Annotated in this window: 21 protein-coding genes and 1 tRNA gene; 14 read left to right on the forward strand and 8 right to left on the reverse strand. The window is 57.5% G+C overall.

What is annotated here, in order from left to right; genetic code table 11:
- Nucleotides 1-24: 24 nt before the first annotated feature.
- Both ACR0AY_RS03115 and ACR0AY_RS03120 read right to left on the reverse strand, forming a co-directional pair.
- Nucleotides 25-270 (reverse strand): CREC-EF hand family protein, encoded by a 246-nt coding sequence (locus ACR0AY_RS03115; RefSeq protein ID WP_170509731.1) that lies wholly within the window; start codon nt 268-270, stop codon nt 25-27.
- Nucleotides 271-813: 543 nt separating this feature from the next.
- The gene (locus tag ACR0AY_RS03120) at nt 814-4,431 is read right to left on the reverse strand and encodes a vitamin B12-dependent ribonucleotide reductase (protein ID WP_170509729.1); all 3,618 of its coding nucleotides are present in this window, start codon (nt 4,429-4,431) and stop codon (nt 814-816) included.
- 544 nt (nt 4,432-4,975) lie between these two features.
- Here ACR0AY_RS03120 and ACR0AY_RS03125 point away from each other — a divergent pair.
- Entirely contained in the window at nt 4,976-5,410 is a 435-nt protein-coding gene (locus tag ACR0AY_RS03125) for a hypothetical protein (protein WP_170509726.1), read from the forward strand.
- A gap of 8 nt (nt 5,411-5,418) precedes the next feature.
- Here ACR0AY_RS03125 and ACR0AY_RS03130 read toward each other — a convergent pair.
- From ACR0AY_RS03130 to pdxH, 4 genes are all read right to left on the reverse strand, one after another.
- A tRNA-Pro gene (locus ACR0AY_RS03130) sits at nt 5,419-5,495 on the reverse strand.
- Between the two features lie 43 nt (nt 5,496-5,538).
- A complete protein-coding gene (locus tag ACR0AY_RS03135; protein WP_170392984.1) occupies nt 5,539-6,006 on the reverse strand; it encodes a DUF192 domain-containing protein in 468 nt (155 codons plus the stop codon).
- A 7-nt stretch (nt 6,007-6,013) separates the two neighbouring features.
- Nucleotides 6,014-6,541 (reverse strand): cold-shock protein, encoded by a 528-nt coding sequence (locus ACR0AY_RS03140; protein ID WP_170392983.1) that lies wholly within the window; start codon nt 6,539-6,541, stop codon nt 6,014-6,016.
- 117 nt (nt 6,542-6,658) lie between these two features.
- Nucleotides 6,659-7,264 carry a pyridoxamine 5'-phosphate oxidase gene (gene pdxH, locus ACR0AY_RS03145; RefSeq protein ID WP_170405948.1) on the reverse strand — a complete coding sequence of 202 codons (606 nt, stop codon included), beginning with the start codon at nt 7,262-7,264 and terminating at the stop codon, nt 6,659-6,661.
- Nucleotides 7,265-7,398: 134 nt separating this feature from the next.
- On the opposite strand from pdxH, the gene fabI reads away from it, so the two are divergent.
- The 5 genes from fabI (at nt 7,399) to trpE (ending at nt 13,383) form a co-directional block, all read left to right on the forward strand.
- The gene (fabI, locus tag ACR0AY_RS03150) at nt 7,399-8,205 is read left to right on the forward strand and encodes an enoyl-ACP reductase FabI (RefSeq protein ID WP_170405951.1); all 807 of its coding nucleotides are present in this window, start codon (nt 7,399-7,401) and stop codon (nt 8,203-8,205) included.
- Nucleotides 8,206-8,211: 6 nt separating this feature from the next.
- The gene (gene gpt / locus ACR0AY_RS03155) at nt 8,212-8,721 is read left to right on the forward strand and encodes a xanthine phosphoribosyltransferase (RefSeq protein WP_170392980.1); all 510 of its coding nucleotides are present in this window, start codon (nt 8,212-8,214) and stop codon (nt 8,719-8,721) included.
- 39 nt (nt 8,722-8,760) lie between these two features.
- A complete protein-coding gene (locus ACR0AY_RS03160) occupies nt 8,761-9,936 on the forward strand; it encodes an aminotransferase (RefSeq protein ID WP_170509723.1) in 1,176 nt (391 codons plus the stop codon).
- A gap of 81 nt (nt 9,937-10,017) precedes the next feature.
- Nucleotides 10,018-11,859 (forward strand): peptidyl-prolyl cis-trans isomerase, encoded by a 1,842-nt coding sequence (locus tag ACR0AY_RS03165; RefSeq protein WP_170509720.1) that lies wholly within the window; start codon nt 10,018-10,020, stop codon nt 11,857-11,859.
- 12 nt (nt 11,860-11,871) lie between these two features.
- Nucleotides 11,872-13,383 carry an anthranilate synthase component I gene (trpE, locus tag ACR0AY_RS03170; protein ID WP_170509716.1) on the forward strand — a complete coding sequence of 504 codons (1,512 nt, stop codon included), beginning with the start codon at nt 11,872-11,874 and terminating at the stop codon, nt 13,381-13,383.
- A 24-nt stretch (nt 13,384-13,407) separates the two neighbouring features.
- On the opposite strand, the gene ACR0AY_RS03175 is transcribed toward trpE, so the two are convergent.
- Nucleotides 13,408-14,955 (reverse strand): divergent polysaccharide deacetylase family protein, encoded by a 1,548-nt coding sequence (locus ACR0AY_RS03175; RefSeq protein ID WP_170509713.1) that lies wholly within the window; start codon nt 14,953-14,955, stop codon nt 13,408-13,410.
- A gap of 131 nt (nt 14,956-15,086) precedes the next feature.
- Between ACR0AY_RS03175 and ACR0AY_RS03180 the strand changes: the two genes are divergently transcribed.
- From ACR0AY_RS03180 to lexA, 6 genes are all read left to right on the forward strand, one after another.
- On the forward strand, nt 15,087-15,668 hold the full coding sequence (locus ACR0AY_RS03180; protein WP_170509711.1) for an aminodeoxychorismate/anthranilate synthase component II: 582 nt from the start codon (nt 15,087-15,089) through the stop codon (nt 15,666-15,668).
- Nucleotides 15,665-16,684, forward strand: a complete 1,020-nt coding sequence (gene trpD / locus ACR0AY_RS03185) for an anthranilate phosphoribosyltransferase (RefSeq protein ID WP_170509708.1) — start codon at nt 15,665-15,667, stop codon at nt 16,682-16,684. The genes ACR0AY_RS03180 and trpD overlap by 4 nt, the downstream gene beginning before the upstream one ends.
- Nucleotides 16,681-17,493, forward strand: coding sequence for an indole-3-glycerol phosphate synthase TrpC (gene trpC, locus ACR0AY_RS03190; protein WP_170509705.1), 813 nt, complete (start codon nt 16,681-16,683; stop codon nt 17,491-17,493). The genes trpD and trpC overlap by 4 nt, the downstream gene beginning before the upstream one ends.
- Entirely contained in the window at nt 17,493-17,966 is a 474-nt protein-coding gene (moaC, locus tag ACR0AY_RS03195) for a cyclic pyranopterin monophosphate synthase MoaC (RefSeq protein ID WP_170405973.1), read from the forward strand. The genes trpC and moaC overlap by 1 nt, the downstream gene beginning before the upstream one ends.
- Nucleotides 17,963-19,135 carry a molybdopterin molybdotransferase MoeA gene (locus ACR0AY_RS03200; RefSeq protein WP_170509702.1) on the forward strand — a complete coding sequence of 391 codons (1,173 nt, stop codon included), beginning with the start codon at nt 17,963-17,965 and terminating at the stop codon, nt 19,133-19,135. The genes moaC and ACR0AY_RS03200 overlap by 4 nt, the downstream gene beginning before the upstream one ends.
- Nucleotides 19,136-19,205: 70 nt before the next feature.
- Nucleotides 19,206-19,904, forward strand: coding sequence for a transcriptional repressor LexA (gene lexA, locus ACR0AY_RS03205; RefSeq protein ID WP_170509698.1), 699 nt, complete (start codon nt 19,206-19,208; stop codon nt 19,902-19,904).
- On the opposite strand, the gene ACR0AY_RS03210 is transcribed toward lexA, so the two are convergent.
- Nucleotides 19,898-21,925, reverse strand: coding sequence for a ComEC/Rec2 family competence protein (locus ACR0AY_RS03210; protein ID WP_170509695.1), 2,028 nt, complete (start codon nt 21,923-21,925; stop codon nt 19,898-19,900). The genes lexA and ACR0AY_RS03210 overlap by 7 nt on opposite strands.
- 78 nt (nt 21,926-22,003) lie before the next feature.
- Between ACR0AY_RS03210 and gltX the strand changes: the two genes are divergently transcribed.
- Both gltX and gltA read left to right on the forward strand, forming a co-directional pair.
- Nucleotides 22,004-23,410, forward strand: coding sequence for a glutamate--tRNA ligase (gene gltX, locus ACR0AY_RS03215; RefSeq protein ID WP_170509692.1), 1,407 nt, complete (start codon nt 22,004-22,006; stop codon nt 23,408-23,410).
- Nucleotides 23,411-23,524: 114 nt separating this feature from the next.
- On the forward strand, nt 23,525-24,820 hold the full coding sequence (gltA, locus tag ACR0AY_RS03220) for a citrate synthase (protein ID WP_170392967.1): 1,296 nt from the start codon (nt 23,525-23,527) through the stop codon (nt 24,818-24,820).
- Nucleotides 24,821-24,872: the final 52 nt, after the last annotated feature.

Consider the following 24,872-nt stretch of genomic DNA (forward strand, 5'->3'; position numbering starts at 1 on the left):
CGGGCCGCCAGTATTCCTGCTTGATCAACCGTTGGACGGCGGCAGCAGGCCCGCTTGTTCAGCGATGGTGATCTCATCCTGATCCAGCGCACCGTCGCCGTTTGCGTCCATCTGCGCAAAGCCTTCGGCATCAACGTCAGGCACGACGGCCTGAACTTCATCGATCGTCAGCACGCCGTCGCCGTTGGTATCGGCGGCGCTTTGGCCAACGGCCAATGTCGGCAGGCCAAGTGCGAAGGTTGAGATAAGGGCCATTATTTGCGGTTTCATGTTATGCCTCCTGATTGCGTTTTCTTGAGTGTTTGCGTCCGGACAAGCGCCAAAAAAAGGCCATCTTGAAAGCGTGTCACCCGCTCAGATTGATATGACCGCATTCGAGCCAATCTCTGCGTGTTTGACTGAGTCGCATTTGCGGAGGCTTGCCGGGCGAAATGGCCAGGACAGGTTTCGGCAACTCTTGCCCGATCCAAACAGGATGATCCGGCAATGCCCTGCTCAAATCCACGACTCGGGGTTGAAAAAAGAAAGGGGGCCGAAGCCCCCTGTCAGTTTCGCCTTCCAGGCTCATTTCGTTGACCGCCCGGTGTTTTTTTGCCTGCGGCCTGGACTGCGCATGGGACGAGCGCACCCGTCCCGTGAGAGAGTGGGAGGGAGCAAATATTCCGCCCCACCCTGTTCCCGGCCGACACGGGCATGTCGGCCGAGTGAAACAAGGCATCGATGGTAAGTCTCAGCGCCTTGCTTCGTATTCGTCGGGGCCGGTTACTGTGGCAGCATCCGACCCCTGCACCCCGGGTTGCCGGGGCGCTAAACTCAGCTACACCCGCTTGTCGCGCCGCAGGTGTTGCATTTCATGCAGGTGCCGTTGCGCACCAGCGTGTAGTTTCCGCATTCGCCGCAGGGATCGCCCTCGTACCCTTGCATCTTGGCTTTGGTACGGGCGTCCATTCCGGTCGCAACCGCCGTCTCAGCGGGTGCTTCGAATGTCGCTGCGGTTTCCGCCATACCCGTCACGTCAGCCTGTCCGCCATTGAAGACCATCAGGTCTTGCGGCAGTCGTTTGCGCAGATAGCCGGTTGAACTGATTTGTTTCAGCACTTCCAAGGATTTGGTCGCCGCGCTTTCACTGATTTCCGATACGTTGGACAGACCATCCTCTTCGCCGCGACCCAGATCGTCGAAGGTCGCACCTTCGGGTTTCACATGGGCCAGATCGGTGCGGTCCAGATAGGAAACGGCCAGTTCACGGAAGATATAATCCAAGATCGACGTCGCGTTCTTGATCGAGTCGTTGCCCTGCACCATCCCAGCCGGTTCGAACTTGGTGAAGGTGAACGCATCGACGAACTCTTCCAGCGGCACACCGTATTGCAGGCCGACCGACACGGCGATGGCAAAATTGTTCATCATCGCCCGGAAGCCAGCGCCTTCCTTGTGCATGTCGATGAAAATCTCGCCCAGCTTGCCGTCTTCGAATTCACCGGTGCGCAGATAGACCTTGTGGCCGCCCACGATCGCCTTCTGGGTATAACCCTTGCGGCGATGCGGCAGTTTCTCGCGGTGGCTGCGGATCATTTCCTTGACCACAACCTTCTCGATCACCTTCTCGGCCAGAACGACAGCTTTTTCTTGCGTCGAACCGCTTTCCAGAATTTCCGCCGCTTCGTCATCATCTTCGACCAGCGCCGCGGCCAGAGGCTGCGACAGTTTCGAGCCGTCGCGGTATAGCGCGTTCGCCTTCACACCCAGCGACCAACTGAGTTCGTATGCCTTTTGGCAGTCCTCGATGGTCGCGTCATTCGGCATGTTGATCGTCTTGCTGATCGCGCCCGAGATGAAGCTCTGCGCCGCCGCCATCATGGTGATGTGGCTATCAACCCCAAGGAAACGCTTGCCTTTTTTACCGCACGGGTTGGCGCAGTCGAAGATCGAATAGTGCTCTTCCTTCAGATGCGGCGCACCTTCCAGCGTCATGGTTCCGCAAACATGGTCGTTTGCCGCGTCGATATCCGCCTTGGTAAAGCCCAGATGGCGCAGCAGATCGAAGGTCGGGTCATTCAGCTTGGTCGCCGGGATGCCCAGAACACCGGTGCAGAAGTCCTCGCCCAGCGTCCACTGGTTGAAGACGAACCGGATGTCGAACGCGCTTTCCAGTGCGGCATCTACTTTTGCCAACTCGTTCGGGCCAAAACCATGACCGGTCAGCGAGGTGTGGTTGATCCCCGGCGCGTTGCCGATGGTGCCATGACCAACCGCATAACCCACGATCTCTTCAATCTGAGCCGAGGAATAGCCCAGCTTTTCCAGCGCCGAAGGCACCGAGCGGTTGATGATCTTGAAGTAACCACCGCCGGCCAGCTTCTTGAACTTGACCAGAGCAAAGTCCGGTTCGATCCCGGTCGTGTCGCAATCCATCACCAGACCGATGGTGCCGGTTGGTGCGATAACTGTGGCCTGCGCGTTGCGATAACCGTTCTTTTCGCCGAGGCTCAGCGCTTCATCCCAAGCTGACATGGCCAGATCGATCAAACGCTTATCCGGGCAATTGTCGTGATCCAGAGGCACCGGCTTAACAGCCAGTTTTTCATAACCATCGGTCACTCCTTGCGACGCACGACGGTGGTTGCGGATGACGCGCAGCATGTGGTCTGCGTTGCGCTCATATCCTTTGAACGGGCCAAGCTCGCCTGCAATCTCTGCCGAGGTCGCATAAGCCACACCGGTCATGATCGCGGTCAGCGCGCCACAGATCGAACGACCCTCATCCGAGTCATAGCTATAGCCCATGTTCATCAGCAGACCGCCAATGTTGGCATAACCCAGACCCAGCGTACGGAAATCGTAAGAGAGTTTCGCAATTTCCTTAGACGGGAACTGCGCCATGGTCACCGAGATTTCCAGCGTCAGCGTCCAAAGCCGCGAGGCGTGCATATAGTCCGCCGCCTGGAACTCACCGTCCTTGAAAAAGGTCAGCAAGTTCATCGACGCCAGGTTACAGGCAGTGTCATCGAGGAACATGTATTCCGAACACGGGTTCGAACCGCGGATTTCACCGTCTTCGGGGCAAGTGTGCCATTCGTTGACAGTATCATGGAACTGGATGCCAGGATCGGCACAGGCCCATGCGGCGTGGCCGACCTTTTCCCACAAATCACGAGCTTTGACTGTACGAGCAACCTTGCCGTCGGTGCGGTTGATCAGTTCCCAATCCGCGTCTTTTTCAACTGCGGTCAGGAACGCATTGGTCACCCGGATCGAGTTGTTCGAGTTTTGGCCCGAGACCGAGCTATAAGCCTCTGAATCCCAGTCCGTATCGTAGGTCGGGAATTCAATGCTATCGTGGCCCTGCTTGGCGTAGTCCAGAACGCGCTTGATGTAAGTTTCTGGGATCGCGACCTTTTTCGCTTCGCGAACCGCATTTTTCAGGGCGTCGTTTGCGTTTGGATCATAGGCATCATCGGCAGAGCCGTCCCAAGACCGGATGGCCTCGAAAATACCGTTCAGCATCTTCTCGTGCATCTTCGATCCGGCAACGATCGAGGCCACCTTCTGCTCTTCGATCACTTTCCATTCGATGAATTGCTCGATGTCCGGGTGATCTGCATCGACGATTACCATCTTTGCTGCTCGACGGGTTGTACCGCCTGATTTGATCGCGCCAGCGGCGCGGTCGCCGATCTTGAGAAATCCCATGAGGCCCGAAGACTTGCCGCCACCCGAAAGCGCTTCACCCTCTGCACGCAGATGGCTGAAGTTGGTTCCGGTGCCCGAGCCATACTTAAACAGGCGCGCCTCACGCACCCACAAGTCCATGATGCCGCCTTCGTTGACCAGATCATCGTCGACCGACTGGATGAAGCACGCATGCGGTTGCGGTTGCTCATAAGCGGATTTCGATTTGGTTAGCTTGCCGGTTTTGTAGTCAACATAGTGGTGCCCCTGCGCCGGGCCATCGATCCCATATGCCCAGTGCAGACCGGTGTTGAACCACTGCGGCGAGTTCGGAGCTGCGCGCTGGGTCGCCAGCATATAGCGCATCTCGTCAAAATAGGCGCTCGCGTCCTCTTCAGTCGAGAAATAGCCGCCCTTCCAGCCCCAATAAGCCCACGCGCCGGCCAGACGATCAAAAACCTGTTTCGATGAGGTTTCGCCATCAAATTCAGCATCTTCCGCAGGAACCGATCGCCACAGGAATTCGGGAACGTCCTTTTCCTTAACCTTCTTCAGTTTGGAAGGAACACCGGCCTTGCGGAAGTACTTCTGTGCGATGACATCGCTAGCCACCTGGCTCCATTTTGCAGGCACTTCGATCTCGTCCAGACGGAACACGATTGTGCCATCCGGATTGCGAATCTCGGATGTTGCGGACACAAAATCCAGATCGGCATATGCATCCAGTCCCGGTTTGGTGAATTTTCTTTCAATCTTCATGTCCGCTGCCCCAGCTTCGATCTGTCCAAATTTCAAGTCCCGGCACTAAATCTTGATGCTGCGGGGTGCCGCCCGCACTACCGACGAATTTGAGACGCAAGGGACCGGACGCTGCCTAGAACAGCGCAGAACCGCGAATACGGTCTACGACATAGTGGTTTGCTTTCCGTCCCTCGCCCGATGCCTTTTCCGGTCATTGCCTACCAGATTTAGTGGCTCGTCTTTCGGCCCATACAATCTGACGTATATTCCCATAGTTGGTCAACGGGCTTTTTCGGTCATTTTTGGAATCTTTTAGCTTGACCTGTTTTGCTGAACCGGCGGAATTTCGCCGCATCGCGATTCCTCCACAGACATGTCCCGGACGACCAACCCATTCCGCCTTGATGTGTCAGAGTGATTTCTCGTGTTTTCCGCCACAGTTAGAGGTCATTGATCAACCGATCCCGCGTTAAGGACATGTTCAGAGAATCATCGTCACGACATCGCGGCGCGTGCCATACTTGAAATCACACGTCTTTTCTGGATGGGAAATCTACTCTACATGCGTTTGATTTCATTGTTAACTATTGTGGCGCTAATCGTGTCCTGCACATCACAGGAAGCACCACCTGCATCTCGCAGCGCGCAATTCGACGGTTATCCGCAGAACCTTTTCAATTCCTTCAGGACCGACTGCGCGGGGCCGGGCGACAAGTATATCAAGACCACCGCAAGCATCTTTGAATGCCGCGAGACCTTGCCGCCCGAGGCAACGGCGTATTTGATTCTCAGCTTCAACGGCTATCCGCAGAACTTGCCGCAGATCGTAACGCGGCTGAGCTCGACCAAGAATCAGGCCGGGTATCGCGTGGACGCAGAGTTGTACTTTCTGGTTCCGCAGAAAGATGGCTCAACTCTTAGAATACCTATTGAAAGCAAAGATTTGGACAGGGGTTTTTCCAAGCTCTACACCGATTATGGCGGAACGCCAGTGTAGAGGAAAAATGGTCGGGGCGGCAGGATTCGAACCTACGACCCCCTGTACCCAAAACAGGTGCGCTACCAGACTGCGCCACGCCCCGGACCGTGCGCCTTCCTAAACGTGCCGATCTGATTTGAAAAGCCCTAACAGGGCCAAATTGCAGGACCTTGCGAAAAAACTTCGTGGCGCATCTGCGATCCAGGCCGAATGGCGTAACGCTCGGCTAGGCCAGCGTTGATTTCCAGGACCGCATAAACCGAATCGCCGCCTTCGATTGGGCTCAGATCCCCCGGAATTGCACCTTCGTGCACACGCGTCACAGTGCCCGCGCGATCAACAAAGATCATATCAAGCGGAATCAGGGTATTCTTCATCCAGAACGCAACAGGTTGAGGGGGATCAAAAACAAACAACATTCCAGATCTGTTGGGCATGCTTTCGCGAAACATCAATCCGCGCGATCGCTCTTTCGGTGTGATGGCCAGCTCAACGTCGAAGCGAACCTCTGCCAGATCATTTCGAAGCTCGACACGATCCGGACGGCATTCAGCCCGCGCGATCCCGCCAATCAAAAAACTCAGGAGCGCCAGTACGAAAGCCGTTCTCATCATTCAGAACCTAGTCGTTCAGGGCCGCTTCCCAGGCCAGAACCTGCGCGGCCATTCTTCCGCGCTTGCCATCAATGACCCGCATGGCCAGCGCTTCGCCCGGTTGCAGATCTGCCAACCCAGAACGACGTAGCACCTCGATATGCAGGAATACGTCTTCACTGCTGCCGAAAACATTGGCAAAGCCAAACCCTTTGCCCTTGTCGAACCATTTGACGCGCGCAGCCTCAAGCGGAGCGCTGCCGATCACGGTTGGATCAAGCTCGGCAAAATCGGCCAACATCATGGTTTCCGCGCGAACAGGCGGGTCAACACTGATCACTTCGACCGCTTGAACACCGCGATCAGTTTTGTGGGTCATGATCTCGATGCCGGCGCCATCCGCGACCGAGCTTTGCCCGAAGTTTCGCAGCACGTTGACGTGCAACAGAATGTCCGGGCCGCCTTCGTCAGACACAACAAATCCGTATCCCTTGGCGGGATCGAACCATTTTACGTGTCCACGGACGCGGTACATGCTGTTCAGATCTTCTGGCACTGTTTTCCCATTACGATAGGCAAGTCGTTAAGGGTTTCTTGTTTATGTTTTGGCTCGCAAATTCAAGCTGAAAAAAGCTATTGTCTGCAAACAGTTGCATTTCACGCAACGCGAACGTCATGGATTTAACCTCAGCACTTGCCAGTCGGAATCGACATTTTGTCGCTTCCACTGAAACCTGTCATGCAACCTGAAGGCACCATCGGCCCAGAACTCGACTTCGACAGGTGTTACACGGTATCCCCCCCAAAATTCAGGGCGAGGCGGGTTGGTACCCAACTTTGCGGTCACTTTAGCCACTTCGGCCATCAGGGATGCACGACTTTCCAGCGGTTGCGACTGGTGTGACGCCCAAGCACCCAAGCGGCTTTTGAGCGAGCGCGAGGCGTAGTATGCGTCCGCCTGCGGCCCATCTTCCTTGGTGATTGTACCACGAACACGGATTTGTCGCCGCAAAGATTTCCAATGCATCACAAAAGCCGCTTTGTGGGCGCTGTCCAACTCCTGAGCCTTGGCGCTGTGATAGTTCGTATAGAAAACAAACGCGTCCTTCTCGATTTCCTTCAGCAGAACCATACGGGCGTTCGGCAAACCTTCCGGGTCCACGGTTGCCAAAGCAATCGCATTAGGATCATTCGGTTCGGTCTTTTCTGCCTCGGCCAGCCACCGATCCGCGATTTCAAACGGATCAGCCCCGGCGAAGATGCCATTATGCTCGTTCATTTCCATCCCCAGGAAACAATTAACATGACCCTAAGGCGAGAACCCGCTGCGGGCAAGAGCGCATGGCCTTGAAGCAGGACAATCAATGGCATAAACCAACCGAACACAATGCGACGACAGGCGGAGAACCGAAGATGTCAAATCAGTTGATGGCCGGAAAACGCGGCCTCATCATGGGACTGGCCAATGACAAATCAATCGCATGGGGTATCGCCCGCGCCTTGTCCGACGCCGGGGCCGAGTTGGCCTTTTCCTATCAGGGGGACGCCCTTAAAAAACGCGTCGATCCATTGGCGGCGCAGTTGGGCAGCGAGATCGTTTTGCCCTGTGACGTCAGCGACGAAGAATCAATTAATGAACTCTTCAGCGCGCTCGAAAAGAAATGGGGTAAACTGGATTTCGTCGTCCACGCCATTGGCTTTTCTGACAAGAACGAATTGCGCGGGCGCTACGTCGACACATCGCGCGCGAACTTTAACCTGACGATGGATGTTTCGGTCTACTCTTTCACCGCCGTTATGCAGCGCGCGGAAAAAATGATGAACGAAGGCGGCAGTGCGATCACCCTCACCTATTACGGCGCTGAACAGGTCATGCCACACTACAATGTAATGGGTGTTGCAAAAGCCGCCCTTGAGGCATCCGTAAAGTATCTGGCCGAGGATTTGGGCAAAGACGGCATTCGCGTGAATTCGATCTCGGCAGGCCCGATCAAGACGCTCGCGGCCAGCGGCATCGGCGATTTCCGTTACATCATGAAGTGGAACGAGTATAACTCGCCCCTGCGCCGGAATGTGACCATCGATGATGTTGGTAAATCGGCCCTGTATCTGCTGTCTGATCTCAGCAGCGGAGTGACAGGTGAGAATCTGCACGTGGATTCAGGCTATCACATCGTCGGAATGAAGGCCGTCGACGCGCCGGACGTTGAAAAAGGATAACAGACCATGAGCGCCAAGGACCGCCTGCCACACGAAAAAGGCTTCCACATTAGCTGGGATCAGATTCATCGCGACTCGCGCGCTCTTGCGTGGCGTCTGGATGGGCAAGGACCAGATGACGGCGCTTGGCGTGCGGTCGTGGCAATTACACGTGGCGGCATGGCCCCCGCGATGATCGTCAGCCGCGAACTGGATATCCGTACGGTCGATACTGTCAGCGTGAAGTCTTATCACCATCAGGCGCAGGGCGAAGCAGAAATTCTCAAAGCGCCCAATGCTGATCTGATGGGTGATGGCACCGGTATTCTGATCATCGACGATCTGGTCGATAGCGGCAAAACGCTGGAACTCGTGCGCGAGATGTTCCCCAAAGCGCATTTCGCGACCGTATACGCCAAGCCCAAGGGCCGTCCGATGGTAGACACCTTCATTACCGAGGTCAGTCAGGACACATGGATTTTCTTCCCATGGGACATGGCGCTGCAATATGTCGAACCCTATCGGGGCACCGATTAATCAAGCGTTTTAACTAAGCGCTGAAATCACGGACTCACCATGACAATGACCCGCACTGCCGCCACCTTTGCCCCTCCGGTGATGGAGGCACGCCGTTGGCTGGACGGGGTCGAGTTCGCGGTTGACCGTCCGTTGATCAATGTCAGTCAGGCGGCTCCGGTCGATCCGCCCCCGTTAGCGCTGCGGCAAGCAATGGCCGAATTCGCGGTCGAGCAGGACAGCGCGCATCTATACGGCCCGGTTCTGGGCAACGATGACCTGCGGTCCGAACTCGCGGCTCAGATCAGCGCACATTATGCGGCTGAGGTATCGGCGAATCAGATCGCAATCACCTCGGGTTGCAATCAGGCCTTTTCAGCCGTGATTTCGGCAATTACCGATCAGGGGGATGAGGTGATCCTTCCGACTCCTTGGTATTTCAATCACAAGATGTGGCTGGATATGGCTGGGGTAAAAACCGTTGATTTGCCCACAGACGATGATTTGCTTCCCGATCCGGAACAGGCCCGCGCCCTTATCACCGAAAAGACACGGGCGATTTCGTTGGTGACGCCGAATAATCCCGGTGGTGTCGAATACCCTGCGGACTTGGTGCGCCGCTTCTATGATCTTGCGCGGGAAACGGGGCTTCGTCTTTTGGTTGACGAAACCTATCGCGATTTCGACAGTCGATCAGGCGCGCCTCATGACCTGTTCCAGCAATCGGGTTGGGACGATACGTTTGTCCATCTCTACTCGTTCTCAAAAGCCTATCGCCTGACCGGTCACCGTGTCGGCGCGATTTCAACCAGCCCCGTCCTGTTGGCGGAGATCGAAAAATTTCTGGACACGGTCGCGATCTGCCCCGGCCAGATCGGCCAGTTTGCCGCGCTTTGGGGCATGCGGAACTTGACCCAATGGGTTGCGGGTGAACGAGATGAAATTCTCGACCGAAGAGCCGCCATTGCAGAAGGAATGCCACGCCTTGAAGACAAAGGCTGGCGTCTTTTGGGACTTGGCGCTTACTTTGCCTACCTCGAACATCCCTTTGGCATCGCTTCCGACGAATTGGCCCGACGGCTGGTACCCGAGGCAGGTATACTGCTTTTGCCGGGTACCATGTTCATGCCAGAGGGCGATTCCGCGGGAAAGCGGCAGGTTCGTGTAGCATTTGCCAACCTCGACCGCGCCGGTATCGCGCAATTGTTCGACCGATTGCAGGGCTTGTCCTTCTAAGCTTGCCCCCCGGCTGCACGCATCGTATTCAGGGCCGCAACCGACTGGGCAGACATTTGCCGACAAAACCAAGAGGGCACCATGGCCGCAGGCATGAAAAACCTATCCAAAACCTTTGTCTGGATTCTCATGGGTCTTTTGATGCTGGGCCTTGCGGGCTTTGGCGCCACCAGCCTGACCGGAACCGTACGTACGGTTGCGCAGGTCGGTGATGAAAGCATTTCGGTCGACGCGTATTTTCGTGAGCTTCAGCGCGAGATCCGGGCCGTCGAAGCGCAAACCGGACAGGCAATGCAGATTTCGCAGGCACATGATCTTGGCCTCGATCAACTTGCCCTTTCGCGCCTGATCGCGCTGGCCGCAATCGATAACGAGGTCGGACAGCTTGGCATTTCGATCGGTGACGAGAACCTGCAGGACGAGATTGTACAGATACCGGCGTTCCAAGGTGTAAACGGTACATTCGACCGCGAAGCCTATCGCTTTCAGCTGGAACAGGTCGGAATGACCGATTCCGAATTCGAATCGGATCTGCGCAAAGAATCTTCACGCACCATCGTTCAGGGTGCGGTCATGAGCGGTGTAGAAATGCCCCGTACGCTGACCGAGGCTTTGTCGAACTATGTGCTGGCCCGCCGCAGCTTTACCGTGGCGACCCTGTCAGCCGACCTTCTCGAAACGCCCGTGGCCCAACCCACAGACGCGCAGATTCAGACATATTACGATGAGAATACCGATCAGTTCACCCTGCCCCGCACCAAGCAACTGACCTACGCCATTCTGTCGCCCGACATGCTGCTCGATACGATCGAAGTGGACGAAGATTCTCTGCGCCGTCTATACGACCAACGCGCTGACGAATTTTTCCAACCCGAGCGCCGCTTGGTCGAGCGTCTGCCCTATCCCAGCGAAGAATCCGCAACCGAGGCGCTGGCACAACTTGAAGTTGGCGGGGCCGATTTCGAACAGTTGGTCCGCGAACGTCAGCTTGAGCTGAGCGATGTTGATCTGGGCGATGTCACCCGTGAAGATCTGGGCGATGCAGCCGACGCCGTGTTTGCCGCCGAGATCGACGATGTGGTCGGCCCGCTTCCCACGGTGTTCGGCCCTGCCCTGTTCCGGATCAATGGATCGCTGGCCGAGAACAATGTCAGTTTCGAAGACGCCGAACCCGAACTTCGTGCAGAACTCGCCGCCGACCGAGCGCGCCGTCAGATCGAAGCACAGGCCGAAGACATCAACGACCTGCTTGCAGGTGGCGCAACACTGGAAGAACTGGCCGGTGAGACCGAGATAGAACTGGGTCAGATCGACTGGACCCAGCAAAGCGACGATGGCGTCGCCGCGTATGACGGCTTCCGCGCAGTGGCTGAGGCTGTGCAAGAAGGTGATTTCCCAGAGGTCGCGTTCCTTGAAGATGGTTCGATCTTTGCGCTGCGCTTGAATGAAGTGCTAGAGCCGCGCCCGGAACCTCTGGAAAGCGCCCGTGACCGTGTCGCCGAGGCATGGCTGCAGGTAGAAACTGCGAAAGCGCTGCAAAATCAGGGCAACACGGTTCTGACCCAGCTGGCAACAGATGGCGACTTTACCGCCACAGGCCTGCCCTTCCGTGTCGAAAATGCGCTGACACGTACCGCATTCCTCGAGGATGTTCCCGTGGACTTCATGACTCAGGTGTTTGAAATGGACCCTGGCGAGCTGCGTGTCATTCCCGGAAACGGTAACGCCCTGATCGTGCGTCTGGATGAAGAGCTGCCTCCGGCGGAAACCGATGAGCAACGCCAGATGCAGGATGCACTGGCTGCGCAATTGAGCCAGGCGCTGGCGCAGAACATCTTTGACATCTATGTGCGCAATGCCCAGACACGCGCACGCCCTGTGCTGGATCAGCAAGCGCTGAACGCGGTACGGGCCAGTTACTAAAAGAGACAGAACATGGCCCTGACCCCGGATTTCGAAAGTTTCGCGCGCGCTTATGATGCGGGCGAAAATCAGGTCGTCTATACCCGCCTCGCCGCTGATCTGGATACGCCGGTTTCACTGATGCTGAAACTGACAGGCGCTCAGAAAGACGCCTTCATGCTCGAGTCGGTAACCGGGGGTGAGGTACGCGGGCGCTATTCGATCATCGGAATGAAGCCCGATCTGATTTGGCGCTGTCAGGGCGAGACATCGGCCTTGAACCGATCAGCCCGCTTCGATGCCGAGGCGTTCGAGCCACAGGATGGCAACCCGATGGACAACTTACGCGCCTTGTTGGCTGAAAGCCGCATCGCGCTTCCCGATGACCTGCCGCAGGCCGCCGCTGGCCTGTTTGGCTATCTGGGCTACGACATGGTCCGGTTGGTGGAATACCTGCCGGATGTGAACCCTGACCCGTTGGGCCTGCCCGATGCGATCATGCTGCGCCCCTCGGTCATTGCTGTGTTGGACGGCGTCAAAGGCGAGGTTACCGTGGTGTCGCCCGCCTGGGTCAGCGAGGGGCAAACCGCCAAAGCCGCCTATGCGCAGGCTGCCGAGCGTGTGATGGATGCCGTGCGCGATCTGGAACGCGCCATGCCCGCCGAAACCCGCGATCTGGGCGACGCGGTCGAAGTTGGGCCTCCGGTGTCGAACTTTACCAAGTCGGGCTATATGGAGGCCGTTGAAAAGGCCAAGGAATATATCCGCGCGGGCGATATCTTTCAGGTCGTCCCGGCCCAACGCTGGACGCAGGATTTTCCACAACCGCCATTTGCCCTCTACCGCTCGCTGCGGCGCACCAACCCATCGCCATTCATGTTCTATTTCAACTTCGGCGGCTTTCAGGTCGTAGGCGCAAGCCCAGAAATTCTGGTGCGTGTCTTCGGCAATGAGGTCACGATCCGCCCTATCGCGGGTACCCGCCCGCGTGGCGCGACGCCCGAAGAAGACAAAGCCAACGAAATCGACCTGCTGGCCGACAAGAAAGAACTCGCCGAGCACCTCATGTTGCTGGACCTGGGCCGCAATGACACCGGGCGTGTTTCTAAGATCGGAACCGTGCGTCCTACCGAAGAGTTCATCATCGAGCGCTACAGCCACGTGATGCACATCGTATCAAACGTGGTCGGTGAACTGGCCGAAGACAAGGACGCATTGGACGCGTTCTTTGCCGGGATGCCTGCAGGCACGGTATCAGGCGCGCCCAAAGTGCGCGCGATGGAGATCATCGACGAGTTGGAGCCTGAAAAGCGCGGCATCTACGGTGGCGGTGTCGGGTATTTCAGCGCAGGCGGCGACATGGATATGTGCATCGCGCTGCGGACGGCCATTGTGAAAGACCACAAACTGTATATCCAAGCTGGAGGCGGCGTTGTCTATGACAGCGACCCAGAAGCGGAATACATGGAGACCGTCCATAAATCGAACGCCATTCGCCGCGCGGCTGCGGATGCGGCGCGGTTTACAGGCAGCGGAAACAGCTAGTGGGGTGGCGGATGGTCGCTGCCGTCACCCGTCCGTCAGCGATCCGGCATCGCCCTGCTGGACTTCTTTCATCATCACGGCAGAAATTGGGGCCATCGCCACGCGGCTGCCGCGATCCTCAAGCCCCCACAGCAACAGAGCCGAGATCGTCTCGGGACGCAGACGACCCAGCATTACCACGGCACCTTCCTGTCCGGCGCGGAAGGCTGCCTGATCCAGAAAACGCCGCATGATCTTGGGGTCCTGTTTGGCACCATCGAAATCGCGGAACACTACGCTGGATGGAATGCCGTTGCGCGCTGCAAGCTTTTGCGCTGTGTTTAGACCATTGTCCTGCGTCACCAGCCCGCGCCCGGTATCTCCGGCAATCGCCGCAACCTGATCAGCCAGCTTTCGGTTGCCCTGAATGCCGCTTCCGACACCTTCCAGAATGCCAACGGTTTGAGGCAATTGATCCAACCACACCGACAACGACACCTCAGCGTCCTGAGCACTGGCGGCTTCGTGCATGTCAACCAAGGCCAATACTTCAAATCCAGCCTCGCGATGACGGGCCATTTTTTCCGCTGCATTCGGGTCAGACGGGCTGACGGCAAAACTTAGCGGGTATGGGAAATCCTGCAACGCCTCGGCCCCAAAAGCCCCTTCATCATCGATCAGAATGATTGACATCAATGGCTTGGATTCTGGATTTTCGAAGGTGGCAGCATGTGCTTCGATGGGCTTGGCCACCACTTCTGGAGTAATCACGGCTTGTTCGACGGGCGGGTCATCCCTCTCGGTTAGGGGCACGACACGCTTGCCGATCAACGAACCGGAACCTGTGGCCCCCTCTCCGCCAATTTGCGGCAGGGTCAATACGCGCGGCTGACGTACAGGGCGGGTATCTTCTTCACCCTCAACCGCGATTGGATTTTCATCAGGCACGGGTTCCGCTTCCTGAGCCTCTGGAGCTGCATCCGGCACATCCGCGATCTCAGGCTGCAAGGCAGCGACCTGAGGGGCCTCGTTGGGCGTTTCTTCCGCAACCTGCGGTTCCGGGGCTTCCTCGGGCGCAGGCGCTGCTGGAGCGTCCGCGAGCGCTGCCGGTTCGGCTTCCTGTTGTGGCGAGGTTGGTTCGGCAAGTGGATTTGGCGGTGCCGCGGGCGCTTCGGTTTGAACGGTCACGTCAGAAGATGAGATCGCTGCAGGTGCCTCGGCTACGGTCGGTGCTCCACCCGCCTCAGGACGGGCACCGGGCTCAAGCTCGATACCTGCCAAGCCATCCAGCGAATCTGATGATAGATCGGGGGTTTCAGGGCCGGATGGTGGCAACTCAACCAGATCAGCATCGGCATTGCTTTCTTCAACTTTCGCAGCCTCCAGGGGCTGCGGAGTATCAGCCACTTCGGGCGCTGTTGCCGTCACATCTGGTTTACGTGACAAAGGAGTTGTCAGCGAAAGAACCGCGCCCAGTGCCAATACCGAGACCGCCCCGGCGATCACTCCACCGTAAAATCCGCTCATCGAAATCTCGCCTCTCGCGTTGTTTCGTGCCTCATCCACCCAGACGCCATCTTCCGCGACGCTCACCTGCACGGTGTCAAGTTGGGTATGTCCTCTTGACGCTGCCGCACAAGCCTGAGCATGTATGTCCCGACATTATACCGCGCTCAGGGACTGCATCGCCAGCCCGAATTGCCCATAGGAAGATAAGTGCCCAAATGCTGCTGCTGATCGACAACTATGACTCGTTTACCTACAACCTCGTTCACTATCTGGGTGAGCTTGGGGCCGAGATGGTCGTGCGCCGGAATGACGCTCTGGACGTGCAGGAAGCAATGGCGATGAACCCGGCTGGTATTCTGCTCAGCCCCGGCCCTTGTGACCCCGATCAGGCCGGTATCTGCCTGGCATTGACCGAGGCTGCAGCCGAAACGCAAACACCCCTGATGGGCGTCTGTCTGGGGCACCAGACCATCGGTCAGGCATTTGGCGGCAAGGTCGTGCGCTGTCATGAGATCGTGCACGGGAAAATGGGCACGATGAACCACACCGGCAAAGGCGTATTCGCTGGTTTGCCCTCGCCCTTCGAGGCCACCCGATATCATTCGCTGGTCGTTGAACGCGAAAGCTTGCCCAATTGTCTTGAGATCACAGCCGAGCTTGAGGATGGCACCATAATGGGCCTGCAGCACAAAGAATTGCCGATCCACGGCGTCCAGTTCCACCCGGAATCCATCGCGTCCGAGCATGGTCACGCCCTGCTCAAGAACTTCCTGAACGAAATGAAAGTCCCCGCATGAGCGACGCTCTGAAACCGCTGATCGGTGCTGCGGCCGATCGACCTTTGACCCGTGCCGAGGCGGAACAGGCCTTTGGCATCCTCTTTGATGGGGCCGCCACGCCCAGCCAGATCGGCGGGTTGCTGATGGCAATGCGCACGCGCGGCGAGACGGTCGAGGAATACGCCGCCGCCGCTGCCGTAATGCGCGCGAAATGCAATGCAGTGAAAGCTCCCGCTGGCGCGATGGACATCGTTGGCACGGGGGGCGACGGCAAAGGAACACTCAATATCTCGACAGCCACGGCTTTTGTGACGGCTGGCGCCGGTGTCACCGTTGCAAAACACGGTAATCGGAATCTGAGCTCGAAATCCGGCGCAGCAGATGCTCTTGGGCAGCTAGGTATCAACGTAATGGTCGGCCCGGAAGTCGTTGAGAAAGCGCTGAAAGAGGTCGGTATCGGCTTTATGATGGCCCCAATGCACCACCCGGCGATCGCCCATGTCATGCCCTCGCGGCAAGAACTGGGTACGCGCACGATTTTCAACATTCTGGGCCCCCTGACCAACCCCGCCGGAGTGAAGCGCCAACTGACCGGTGCGTTCAGCCGTGACCTGATCCGCCCGATGGCCGAAACTTTGGGCCTGCTTGGAACTGAACATGCCTGGTTGGTTCACGGCTCAGACGGTACGGATGAGCTTACGATCACCGGGGTCAGCTGGATCGCATCGGTTGAGGATGGCGTTGTCAAAGAGGTCGAGCTTCACCCCGAAGACGCCGGCCTGCCTGTGCATCCGTTCGAAGATATCATCGGCGGCACGCCCGAAGAGAACGCAGTCGCCTTCCGCGCCCTGCTGGATGGGGCAGCCTCAGCTTACCGCGACGCGGTGCTGCTGAACTCTGCCGCGGCGCTGGTCGTTGCAGATGCGGCAAGCGATCTGCGCGAGGGCGTTGCGATGGCCACAGAAAGCATTGATAGCGGCAAGGCCCGTGAAAAGATCACCGCGCTGGCGCGCATTACACAGGAAGCCGCATGACCGAGACCGTTCTGGACAAGATCAAAGCGTACAAACTGGAAGAAATTGCTTCGGACAAAGAGCATAAATCTCTGGAAACACTGGAATCCGAGGCTCGGAACGCATCCGAGGTCCGGGGCTTTGCCGAGGCGCTGCATTCGGCTATGCGCAAGGGGTACGGATTGATCGCCGAGGTTAAAAAGGCCAGCCCGTCCAAAGGTCTGATCCGCGCTGATTTCGATCCGCCCACGCTTGCCAAAGCTTATGAAGAGGGCGGCGCGGCTTGCCTGTCGGTTCTGACGGACACGCCTAGCTTTCAGGGTGACAAGTCCTTTCTGACCGAAGCGCGCGCGGCCTGTTCGTTGCCAGCATTGCGGAAGGACTTCATGTACGACCCCTATCAGGTGGTCGAAGCGCGTGCATTGGGTGCGGATTGCATCCTGATCATCATGGCATCGGTCAGCGATGCACAGGCCGCCGAGCTTGAGCAAACCGCATTTGACTGGGGCATGGATGTTCTGATCGAAGTCCATGATGCAGACGAGCTTGAGCGGGCATCGCAGTTGAAAAGCCCGCTGATCGGGATAAACAACCGCAATCTCAAGACGTTCGAGACGACTCTTGATACAACTCGTCATCTGTCAAAGCTGGTTCCAGCGGATCGCACGATCGTCTGCGAGAGCGGCCTGAGCACTCCGGCGGACCTCGCCGATATCGCCCGCTACGGTGCGCGCTGTTTCCTTATTGGTGAAAGCCTGATGCGTCAGGATGATGTAGCTTCGGCAACTCGAGCATTGCTCGCCAACCCGCTCATTCCCGGAGTGATGTGATGCCGCTGACCCATTTTGATGCCAAAGGTGAGGCCCACATGGTGGACGTGTCCGACAAGGCTGTCACCGACCGGGTTGCGGTTGCATCTGGATACATCAAGATGGCGAAGGAAACCTTTGATATCATTTCAGAAGGACGCGCTAAGAAAGGCGATGTTCTTGGTGTTGCCAGACTTGCGGGCATAATGGGCGCCAAGAAAACGCCTGACCTGATACCTCTGTGTCATCCGCTACCCGTGACCAAAGTCGCCATTGAACTGAGCTTAGACCCGGACCTTCCCGGCGTTCAGATTGAAGCGACTGTAAAGACTTCCGGCCAGACCGGCGTAGAGATGGAAGCGCTGACAGCAGTCTCGACAGCCGCACTGACGGTTTACGATATGGCGAAGGCCGTGGACAAATCGATGGAGATCGGCGGCATTCGTGTTCTACTGAAAGACGGCGGAAAATCAGGGCGTTACGAGGCATCATGATCTCGGTTGAAGAAGCGCGGGCTCTGCTGTTCGATCTGGTCTCACCGCTGCCCGCAGAAACGGTTGCCCTTGCCGAGGCTGCCGGTCGTATCCTGGCAGAAAACGTTGCAGCAACGCGTGATCAGCCGCCCTTTGCTGCGTCATCGATGGATGGGTACGCCGTCAAGGCGGCCGAAGTCGAACTGCATGCAATGTTCAAAGTGGTTGGCGAAGCAGCGGCCGGACGTCGCTTTGCTGGAAGCGTCGGACCCGGCCAAGCTGTGCGGATATTCACTGGTGCGCCTGTGCCGGATGGTGCAGATTTCGTCGTCATACAGGAAGATGTCGACCGACGCGGTGATCTGATCACCATAACCGACGCCCCCGGTGAAAAGGCCAATATCCGCCCTGCGGGGATCGATTTCAGCATCGGTACGCAGATCACGGCCCCACGCCAGCTCAGACCCGAAGATGTCGCATTAATGGCGGCGATGAACATCGCTTCGGTCCCTGTGAACCGCAAACCCGTGGTTGCACTAATCTCAACCGGTGACGAACTGGTGATGCCCGGAGAAACACCCGGCCCCGATCAGATCATCGCCTCAAATACCTTTGGTCTTAAGGCGTTACTGGAAAACGCTGGCGCACAAGTTCGTGTACTTCCTATCGCACAAGATACCTTAGCGTCATTAGAAACAGCTTTTGGCTTGGCACAGGGCGCTGACCTCGTGGTGACCATCGGAGGGGCGTCGGTTGGCGAATACGACCTGGTTGCGGATGTCTCGGAAGGTCTTGGGCTGAAGCAATCGTTCTACAAGATTCGCATGCGACCGGGTAAACCTCTGATGGCCGGGCGGCTTGGGGGTGCTGCAATGGTCGGTCTACCCGGAAACCCGGTCAGTGCCATGGTGTGCGGTTACCTGTTCCTCATCCCAATGGTGCGCCGCATGTTGGGGATTGAACAGGCCCTACAGCCATTCCAACGCGCCCGCCTTTCTGCCCCGCTCGGAAAAAATGGCCCGCGTGAGCATTATATGCGGGCGGTGTTGGACAACGGCGGCATCCGCGCCTGTGATGATCAGGACAGCTCGCTGCTAAGTGTTTTGGCGCAAGCCAATGCACTATTGGTACGCCAACCCCACGATCCCGCGCGCGAGGCCGGGGATGAGGTCCTTTACCTGCCGATCTAGCAAATCCGTTGACACAAAACGTGAACATGCGTAGAACAAAAGAAAACGCATGAGCGACGAGGTATGAGCAATGCTGACCAAGAAGCAATTGGATTTGCTGGAATTCATCCACAAACGCGTGCAAGCGGACGGTGTTCCGCCCAGTTTTGATGAGATGAAGGCCGCGTTGGATCTACGGTCAAAATCCGGGATTCATCGACTGATCACCGCGCTGGAAGAACGTGGCTTTATCCGCCGCCTTGCCCATCGAGCCCGTGCCATCGAAATTGTCAAGCTGCCCGAAAGCCTTGGGGGAGAGCCAACAGCAGGTTTCAAACCCCGTGTGATTGAAGGCGATCGCCCTGAAGGTCCACGCCCCGCGAACTTTGAACCCATCACAGTTGATGCAATGGAATTGCCTGTTATGGGCCGGATTGCTGCCGGTGTACCGATCGAAGCGATCAGCCATGTGTCGCACCGCGTTGCGGTACCGGGCTCGATGGTTTCGGGCCGTGGTGAACATTATGCGCTTGAGGTTCGTGGCGACTCGATGATCGACGCCGGTATCAACGATGGCGATGTCGTGGTGATCCGCGAAACAACGGCCGCTGACAACGGTGACATCGTGGTGGCATTGGTGGAAGATCAGGAAGCCACGCTGAAACGGTTTTTCCGCCGAGGTCAGGCCATTGCGCTGGAAGCGGCGAATCCGGCCTATGAGACCCGCGTGCTGCCAGAGGACAAGGTGAAAGTTCAGGGCCGCCTGGTAGGCTTGATCCGAAGCTACTGAGGCAGCTTGGGGGACCATAGGCGGCGGCCTGAGATATCAGAACTCGCGAACAAACGCCCCTTGGATAACGCAAGACTGCCTGTCTTCCGAAGAAATTCCGTATCGTAAACGCTGCATTCACCGGTCAAAGTCAACGACACCGGGGCGACAATGATCTGATCTTTCCTGCATTCCTGAAAGGCGCTCGCAGCCCGCTTGCCAGTCAAGTGGACAAGCTCTTTGTCTCCCAGAAGAAAACGTTGAATTCCCGCTGATGCCTCTGGCCATCGCAAAGCGGCCTTTGGTTGATCTGCCCCGTCCCCGTCATTTTCCAGCCACACCGACGCGACAAATCCGCTGCCTTTCGGTTTGCTCAGCGCGCGCCCGTGTTCAGTCATCACTCCGACCAGCCCGCCGGTATCGGCGATCAGCACGTCTGGGCGGCTTCCCTGACCCCACAGCGCTATCGCTAGTGCTGCCGGAGCGATGCCGAGCCACCGTGCGCGCCCTTGCCACAGCATTAGCCACAGAAGAGACAGAGCCAGAGCAGGCAATACGAAATAGTCTGGGCTTACTACGTACCCGCGCGCGCCCTCCAGTCCCGCGACCCAATTGGCAACGGTAAGGATCCATCTCAGCCCAAGACCCATTACGTGCAATGCAATCGCTTCAAGCCCAAAAGGTGCAAGAAGGGCGGCGACCACCGCACTTGGAACGACCAGCGTTCCCATGACGGGCACGGAGACGAGATTTGCCAACAACCCATAGTGCGAAATAGCGTTAAAATGCGCCGCCCCGATCGGAGCTGTCGCGATCCCCGCGATCGCCGAGGATGTCAACAAGGCCAGCACAGGCCGCAGCCACTTTGGGCCTGGCATTGGGCCATAGTCCCGCAATGCGCCGAACCCTGCGACCAAGGCGGTTGTAGCAGCAAAAGACATCTGAAATCCGGGGCTCAATAGAGTTTCCGGGCGCAAGGTAAGAACAATCAGCGCAGCCATGGCCACCGCCCGCAATGAAATCGCGCGCCGGTCCAACAATACGGCCCCCAGCATAACGCAGACCATCACAAAGGCGCGCTCAGTCGCGACGTTCCCACCAGACAGAAGCAGGTAGATTGTCGACGCGAATAACGCACAGAGCGCGGCCACCTTGCGTACGGGCATGCGAAGCGCGATGACAGGTACCATTGAGAACCCCATGCGGCACGCCACAAAAACGAAACCGGTCAACAAACCCATGTGAAGGCCCGAAATCGCCAGAAGATGAGCCAGGTTGGACGCGCGCAACGCCTCTAACGAGGCCTGCCCCATCCCGCTGCGATCACCGGTAGTTACGGCGGCGGCAAAGCCCCCGACTTCGCCCGGCAGGATCGTGCGCACCCGATCCGAGATCTCCATGCGCAAGGCCGTGATACGCACTCCGTCCAAACCATCTTGCGCCGCAGCCGACGTCAGGACCGGAGCCCGAGTGTATCCAACAGCGCCGAGTTGCTGGAACCAGGCGTGGCGGCGAAAATCAAAACCTCCGGGTTCAACTGGCCCTTGCGGCGGCGAAAGATGTGCTGTGGTCATAATCCGCTGACCCGGGGACAGCGCAACTGACTCACCGTGAATAGAAAGCCGGATGCGCCGGGGTCTTTGATCAGCAGGAACGTCCCCGATCCGCACCTGATCCAATGTCACCCTCAGCGCATCCGACGCAGAGCGGTCCAGCGCTACGACCCTCCCCTCGACCGGGCCATAGTAACGCCATTGCAGGACCGGCTCCGCAACCATATGTGCCCGCGTCCCGGCCAGAGCGAACCCCATCGCGATCAGGGCTAAGCCAGTGGCCAGCGGTGACCACGCGGCCCCCATCCAACGGGTGGAGGCAAGCGCCAGCAAGGCAAGCGCCAGAACGCCGACATAGAGCTCAACCTCGGGTTCGAACCTGAGGCTGAAATACCAACCAATCCCGACCGCCAGGCAGATCGGGGACCACGGAAACAAGTGTCCCCGCTGGGTCAGCAATGCGGTCTCGACCCGTGTCAGAACACGCATGGTTGCCCCCGTCCTTCGGGCTGGGTAGATAGTCGCCAAACTATGCCCGCTAAGGTTACCAAAAGGTTAATCCACACCATGTCCGATCAGGTCGTCACCCGTTTTGCCCCCTCTCCCACCGGATTTCTGCATATCGGTGGCGCCCGCACTGCGCTGTTCAACTGGCTTTATGCGCGGGGTCGCGGCGGCAAGTTCCTGTTGCGGATCGAGGATACCGATCGGGAACGTTCCACGCCGGAAGCAACAGCGGCCATACTGCAAGGCATGGACTGGCTAGGGCTTGATCATGACGGTGAGGTCGTCAGCCAATTCGAGGGTGCCCCTCGACATGCAGAGGTCGCGCATCAATTGCTGTCCGACGGCAAGGCATACAAGTGCTTTTCGACGCAGGAAGAAATCGCTGCATTCCGTGAACAGGCGCGGGCCGAGGGGCAGTCGACCCTGTTTCGCAGCCCGTGGCGCGAGGCTGACCCTGCCACACATCCCGACGCACCTTACGTGATCCGCATCAAGGCTCCGCAAGACGGTGCCACTGTGATCCGCGATCAGGTGCAGGGCGATGTCACCATTCGCAACGATCAGTTGGATGACATGATCCTGCTGCGTTCGGATGGGACTCCGGTCTATATGCTGGCCGTTGTGGTTGACGATCATGATATGGGCGTGACTCATGTGATCCGGGGCGACGATCACCTCAACAACGCCGCCCGTCAGATGATGATCTACGAGGCGATGGGTTGGGATGTACCAGTCTGGGCGCATATCCCTTTGATCCATGGACCAGATGGGAAAAAGCTCAGCAAACGTCACGGTGCGTTGGGGGCGCAAGAATATCAGGCTATGGGATATCCGGCATCCGGAATGCGCAACTATCTGGCTCGGCTGGGCTGGAGCCATGGGGATGATGAGTTCTTTACCGATGCCCAAGCTAAAGAGTGGTTCGATCTGGATGGCATCGGCAAAAGCCCGGCGCGATTTGATGTGAAGAAGCTTGAAAACCTTTGTGGACAACATATTGCCGTCGGGGAAGATGCCGCGCTGCAGCATGAAATCCAGGGATATCTGAAGTCAGCTGGTTTGCCGCCGCTTTCCGAAACACAATCCAGTGATTTGATCCGTGCGATGTATTGCCTCAAGGACCGCGCACGCACGTTCCCGGAACTCATTGAAAAAGCTCATTTTGTGCTTACGTCGCGACCTATCCAGCCAGATGAAAAGGCCGCAAAGGCGCTGGCATCTGTATCCGACGGTATACTGAAAGAATTGACGCCGCAGCTGCAAAATGCTAGCTGGTCCCGGAACGAACTGGAGGAGACCCTGAATTCGTTCGCAGAGGCGAATGGGGTTAAGTTCGGCAAATTGGCTGGTCCGCTGCGGGCGGCACTAGCGGGCCGGGCAGTTACACCTTCGGTATTTGACATGATGCTTGTGCTTGGGCGCGATGAAACCCTGGCGCGGCTTTCTGATGCAGCGAACCCGGCCTGATTTCACATAAGGGTAACGCTGCTCCGTTAAGAACGGACTGCGCGACGGAACGCAGTCGTTGCCTGCTTTGTCGGACAGCGATCCGGCATGCGCACGAATGAAGAAGGGACAAACATGACCGAGAGCAAAAAATCAGCCAAACTGACTGTCCACGGCGAAAGCTATGATCTGCCGGTGTTTTCTCCGACCGCTGGGCCCGATGTGATCGATATTCGCAAGCTCTATGGTCAGGCTGGCGTCTTTACTTATGATCCGGGTTTCACGTCGACCGCAAGCTGTGACAGCACCATTACATTCATCGACGGTGACAAGGGCGAGTTGCTGCATCGCGGTTATCCGATCGAACAGATCGCCTCGAAGTCGCATTTCCTCGAACTCAGCTATCTACTGCTGTATGGCGAGCTGCCTTCGGCGAAGGATCTGGAGAACTTCGAGACCACAATCACCCGCCACACGATGCTGCACGAGCAGATGCAGTATTTCTATCGCGGCTTCCGCCGGGATGCGCATCCGATGGCCATCATGGTGGGTGTGGTTGGTGCCATGTCCGCGTTCTATCACGATTCGACCGACATCGCGGACCCGCGTCAGCGTGAAGTAGCTTCGCACCGTTTGATCGCAAAAATGCCGACCATCGCGGCCTGGGCCTACAAATACCATATCGGTCAGCCCTTCGTGTACCCGCGCAACGACCTGGACTATGCGTCAAACTTCCTGCGCATGTGTTTTGCCGTTCCTGCCGAAGATTACGAGGTGAACCCGATTCTGGCACGCGCCATGGATCGTATCTTCATGCTACAGGCGGATCACGAACAGAACGCCTCGACTTCGACGGTGCGTCTGGCATCTTCTTCGGGTGCAAACCCGTTCGCCTGTATCGCGGCCGGTATCGCCTGTCTCTGGGGTCCGGCCCATGGTGGTGCGAACCAGGCTTGCCTTGAAATGCTGGAAGAGATCGGCAGCGTGGACCGCATCCCCGAGTTTATCGAGCGCGCCAAAGACAAAGATGACCCGTTCCGTCTGATGGGCTTTGGCCACCGCGTCTACAAGAACTTCGATCCACGCGCGAAAGTGATGAAGCAATCGGCAGACGAAGTACTTGACCTGCTGGGCGTGGAAAACAATCCCAAACTACAGGTCGCGAAGGCGCTGGAAAAACAGGCTCTGGAAGATCCGTATTTCATCGAAAAGAAACTGTTCCCGAATGTCGACTTCTATTCGGGCATCGTGATGGAAGCGATGGGTTTCCCAACGTCGATGTTCACGCCAATCTTCGCGTTGTCACGCACCGTTGGCTGGGTCAGCCAGTGGAAAGAAATGATTGCCGATCCACAGAATAAGATCGGACGCCCACGTCAGCTTTATCTGGGCGCGACCAACCGCGATTACGTGGACATCGAAAACCGCTGATTCACACACAATATCGATGTGAAGACCCCGGTTATCCGGGGTCTTTTTTCCT

It is taken from the genome of Ruegeria sp. A5, assembly GCF_056543005.1.

Excerpts from the sequence above, each read along its gene's own strand:
- ACR0AY_RS03115 (WP_170509731.1), bottom strand. The coding sequence starts at position 270 with ATGAAACCGCAAATAATGGCCCTTATCTCAACCTTCGCACTTGGCCTG.
- ACR0AY_RS03120 (WP_170509729.1), bottom strand. The coding sequence starts at position 4,431 with ATGAAGATTGAAAGAAAATTCACCAAACCGGGACTGGATGCATATGCC.
- ACR0AY_RS03125 (WP_170509726.1), top strand. The coding sequence starts at position 4,976 with ATGCGTTTGATTTCATTGTTAACTATTGTGGCGCTAATCGTGTCCTGC.
- ACR0AY_RS03135 (WP_170392984.1), bottom strand. The coding sequence starts at position 6,006 with ATGATGAGAACGGCTTTCGTACTGGCGCTCCTGAGTTTTTTGATTGGC.
- pdxH (WP_170405948.1), bottom strand. The coding sequence starts at position 7,264 with ATGAACGAGCATAATGGCATCTTCGCCGGGGCTGATCCGTTTGAAATC.
- fabI (WP_170405951.1), top strand. The coding sequence starts at position 7,399 with ATGTCAAATCAGTTGATGGCCGGAAAACGCGGCCTCATCATGGGACTG.
- gpt (WP_170392980.1), top strand. The coding sequence starts at position 8,212 with ATGAGCGCCAAGGACCGCCTGCCACACGAAAAAGGCTTCCACATTAGC.
- ACR0AY_RS03160 (WP_170509723.1), top strand. The coding sequence starts at position 8,761 with ATGACAATGACCCGCACTGCCGCCACCTTTGCCCCTCCGGTGATGGAG.
- ACR0AY_RS03165 (WP_170509720.1), top strand. The coding sequence starts at position 10,018 with ATGGCCGCAGGCATGAAAAACCTATCCAAAACCTTTGTCTGGATTCTC.
- trpE (WP_170509716.1), top strand. The coding sequence starts at position 11,872 with ATGGCCCTGACCCCGGATTTCGAAAGTTTCGCGCGCGCTTATGATGCG.
- ACR0AY_RS03180 (WP_170509711.1), top strand. The coding sequence starts at position 15,087 with ATGCTGCTGCTGATCGACAACTATGACTCGTTTACCTACAACCTCGTT.
- trpD (WP_170509708.1), top strand. The coding sequence starts at position 15,665 with ATGAGCGACGCTCTGAAACCGCTGATCGGTGCTGCGGCCGATCGACCT.
- trpC (WP_170509705.1), top strand. The coding sequence starts at position 16,681 with ATGACCGAGACCGTTCTGGACAAGATCAAAGCGTACAAACTGGAAGAA.
- moaC (WP_170405973.1), top strand. The coding sequence starts at position 17,493 with ATGCCGCTGACCCATTTTGATGCCAAAGGTGAGGCCCACATGGTGGAC.
- ACR0AY_RS03200 (WP_170509702.1), top strand. The coding sequence starts at position 17,963 with ATGATCTCGGTTGAAGAAGCGCGGGCTCTGCTGTTCGATCTGGTCTCA.
- lexA (WP_170509698.1), top strand. The coding sequence starts at position 19,206 with ATGCTGACCAAGAAGCAATTGGATTTGCTGGAATTCATCCACAAACGC.
- ACR0AY_RS03210 (WP_170509695.1), bottom strand. The coding sequence starts at position 21,925 with ATGCGTGTTCTGACACGGGTCGAGACCGCATTGCTGACCCAGCGGGGA.
- gltX (WP_170509692.1), top strand. The coding sequence starts at position 22,004 with ATGTCCGATCAGGTCGTCACCCGTTTTGCCCCCTCTCCCACCGGATTT.
- gltA (WP_170392967.1), top strand. The coding sequence starts at position 23,525 with ATGACCGAGAGCAAAAAATCAGCCAAACTGACTGTCCACGGCGAAAGC.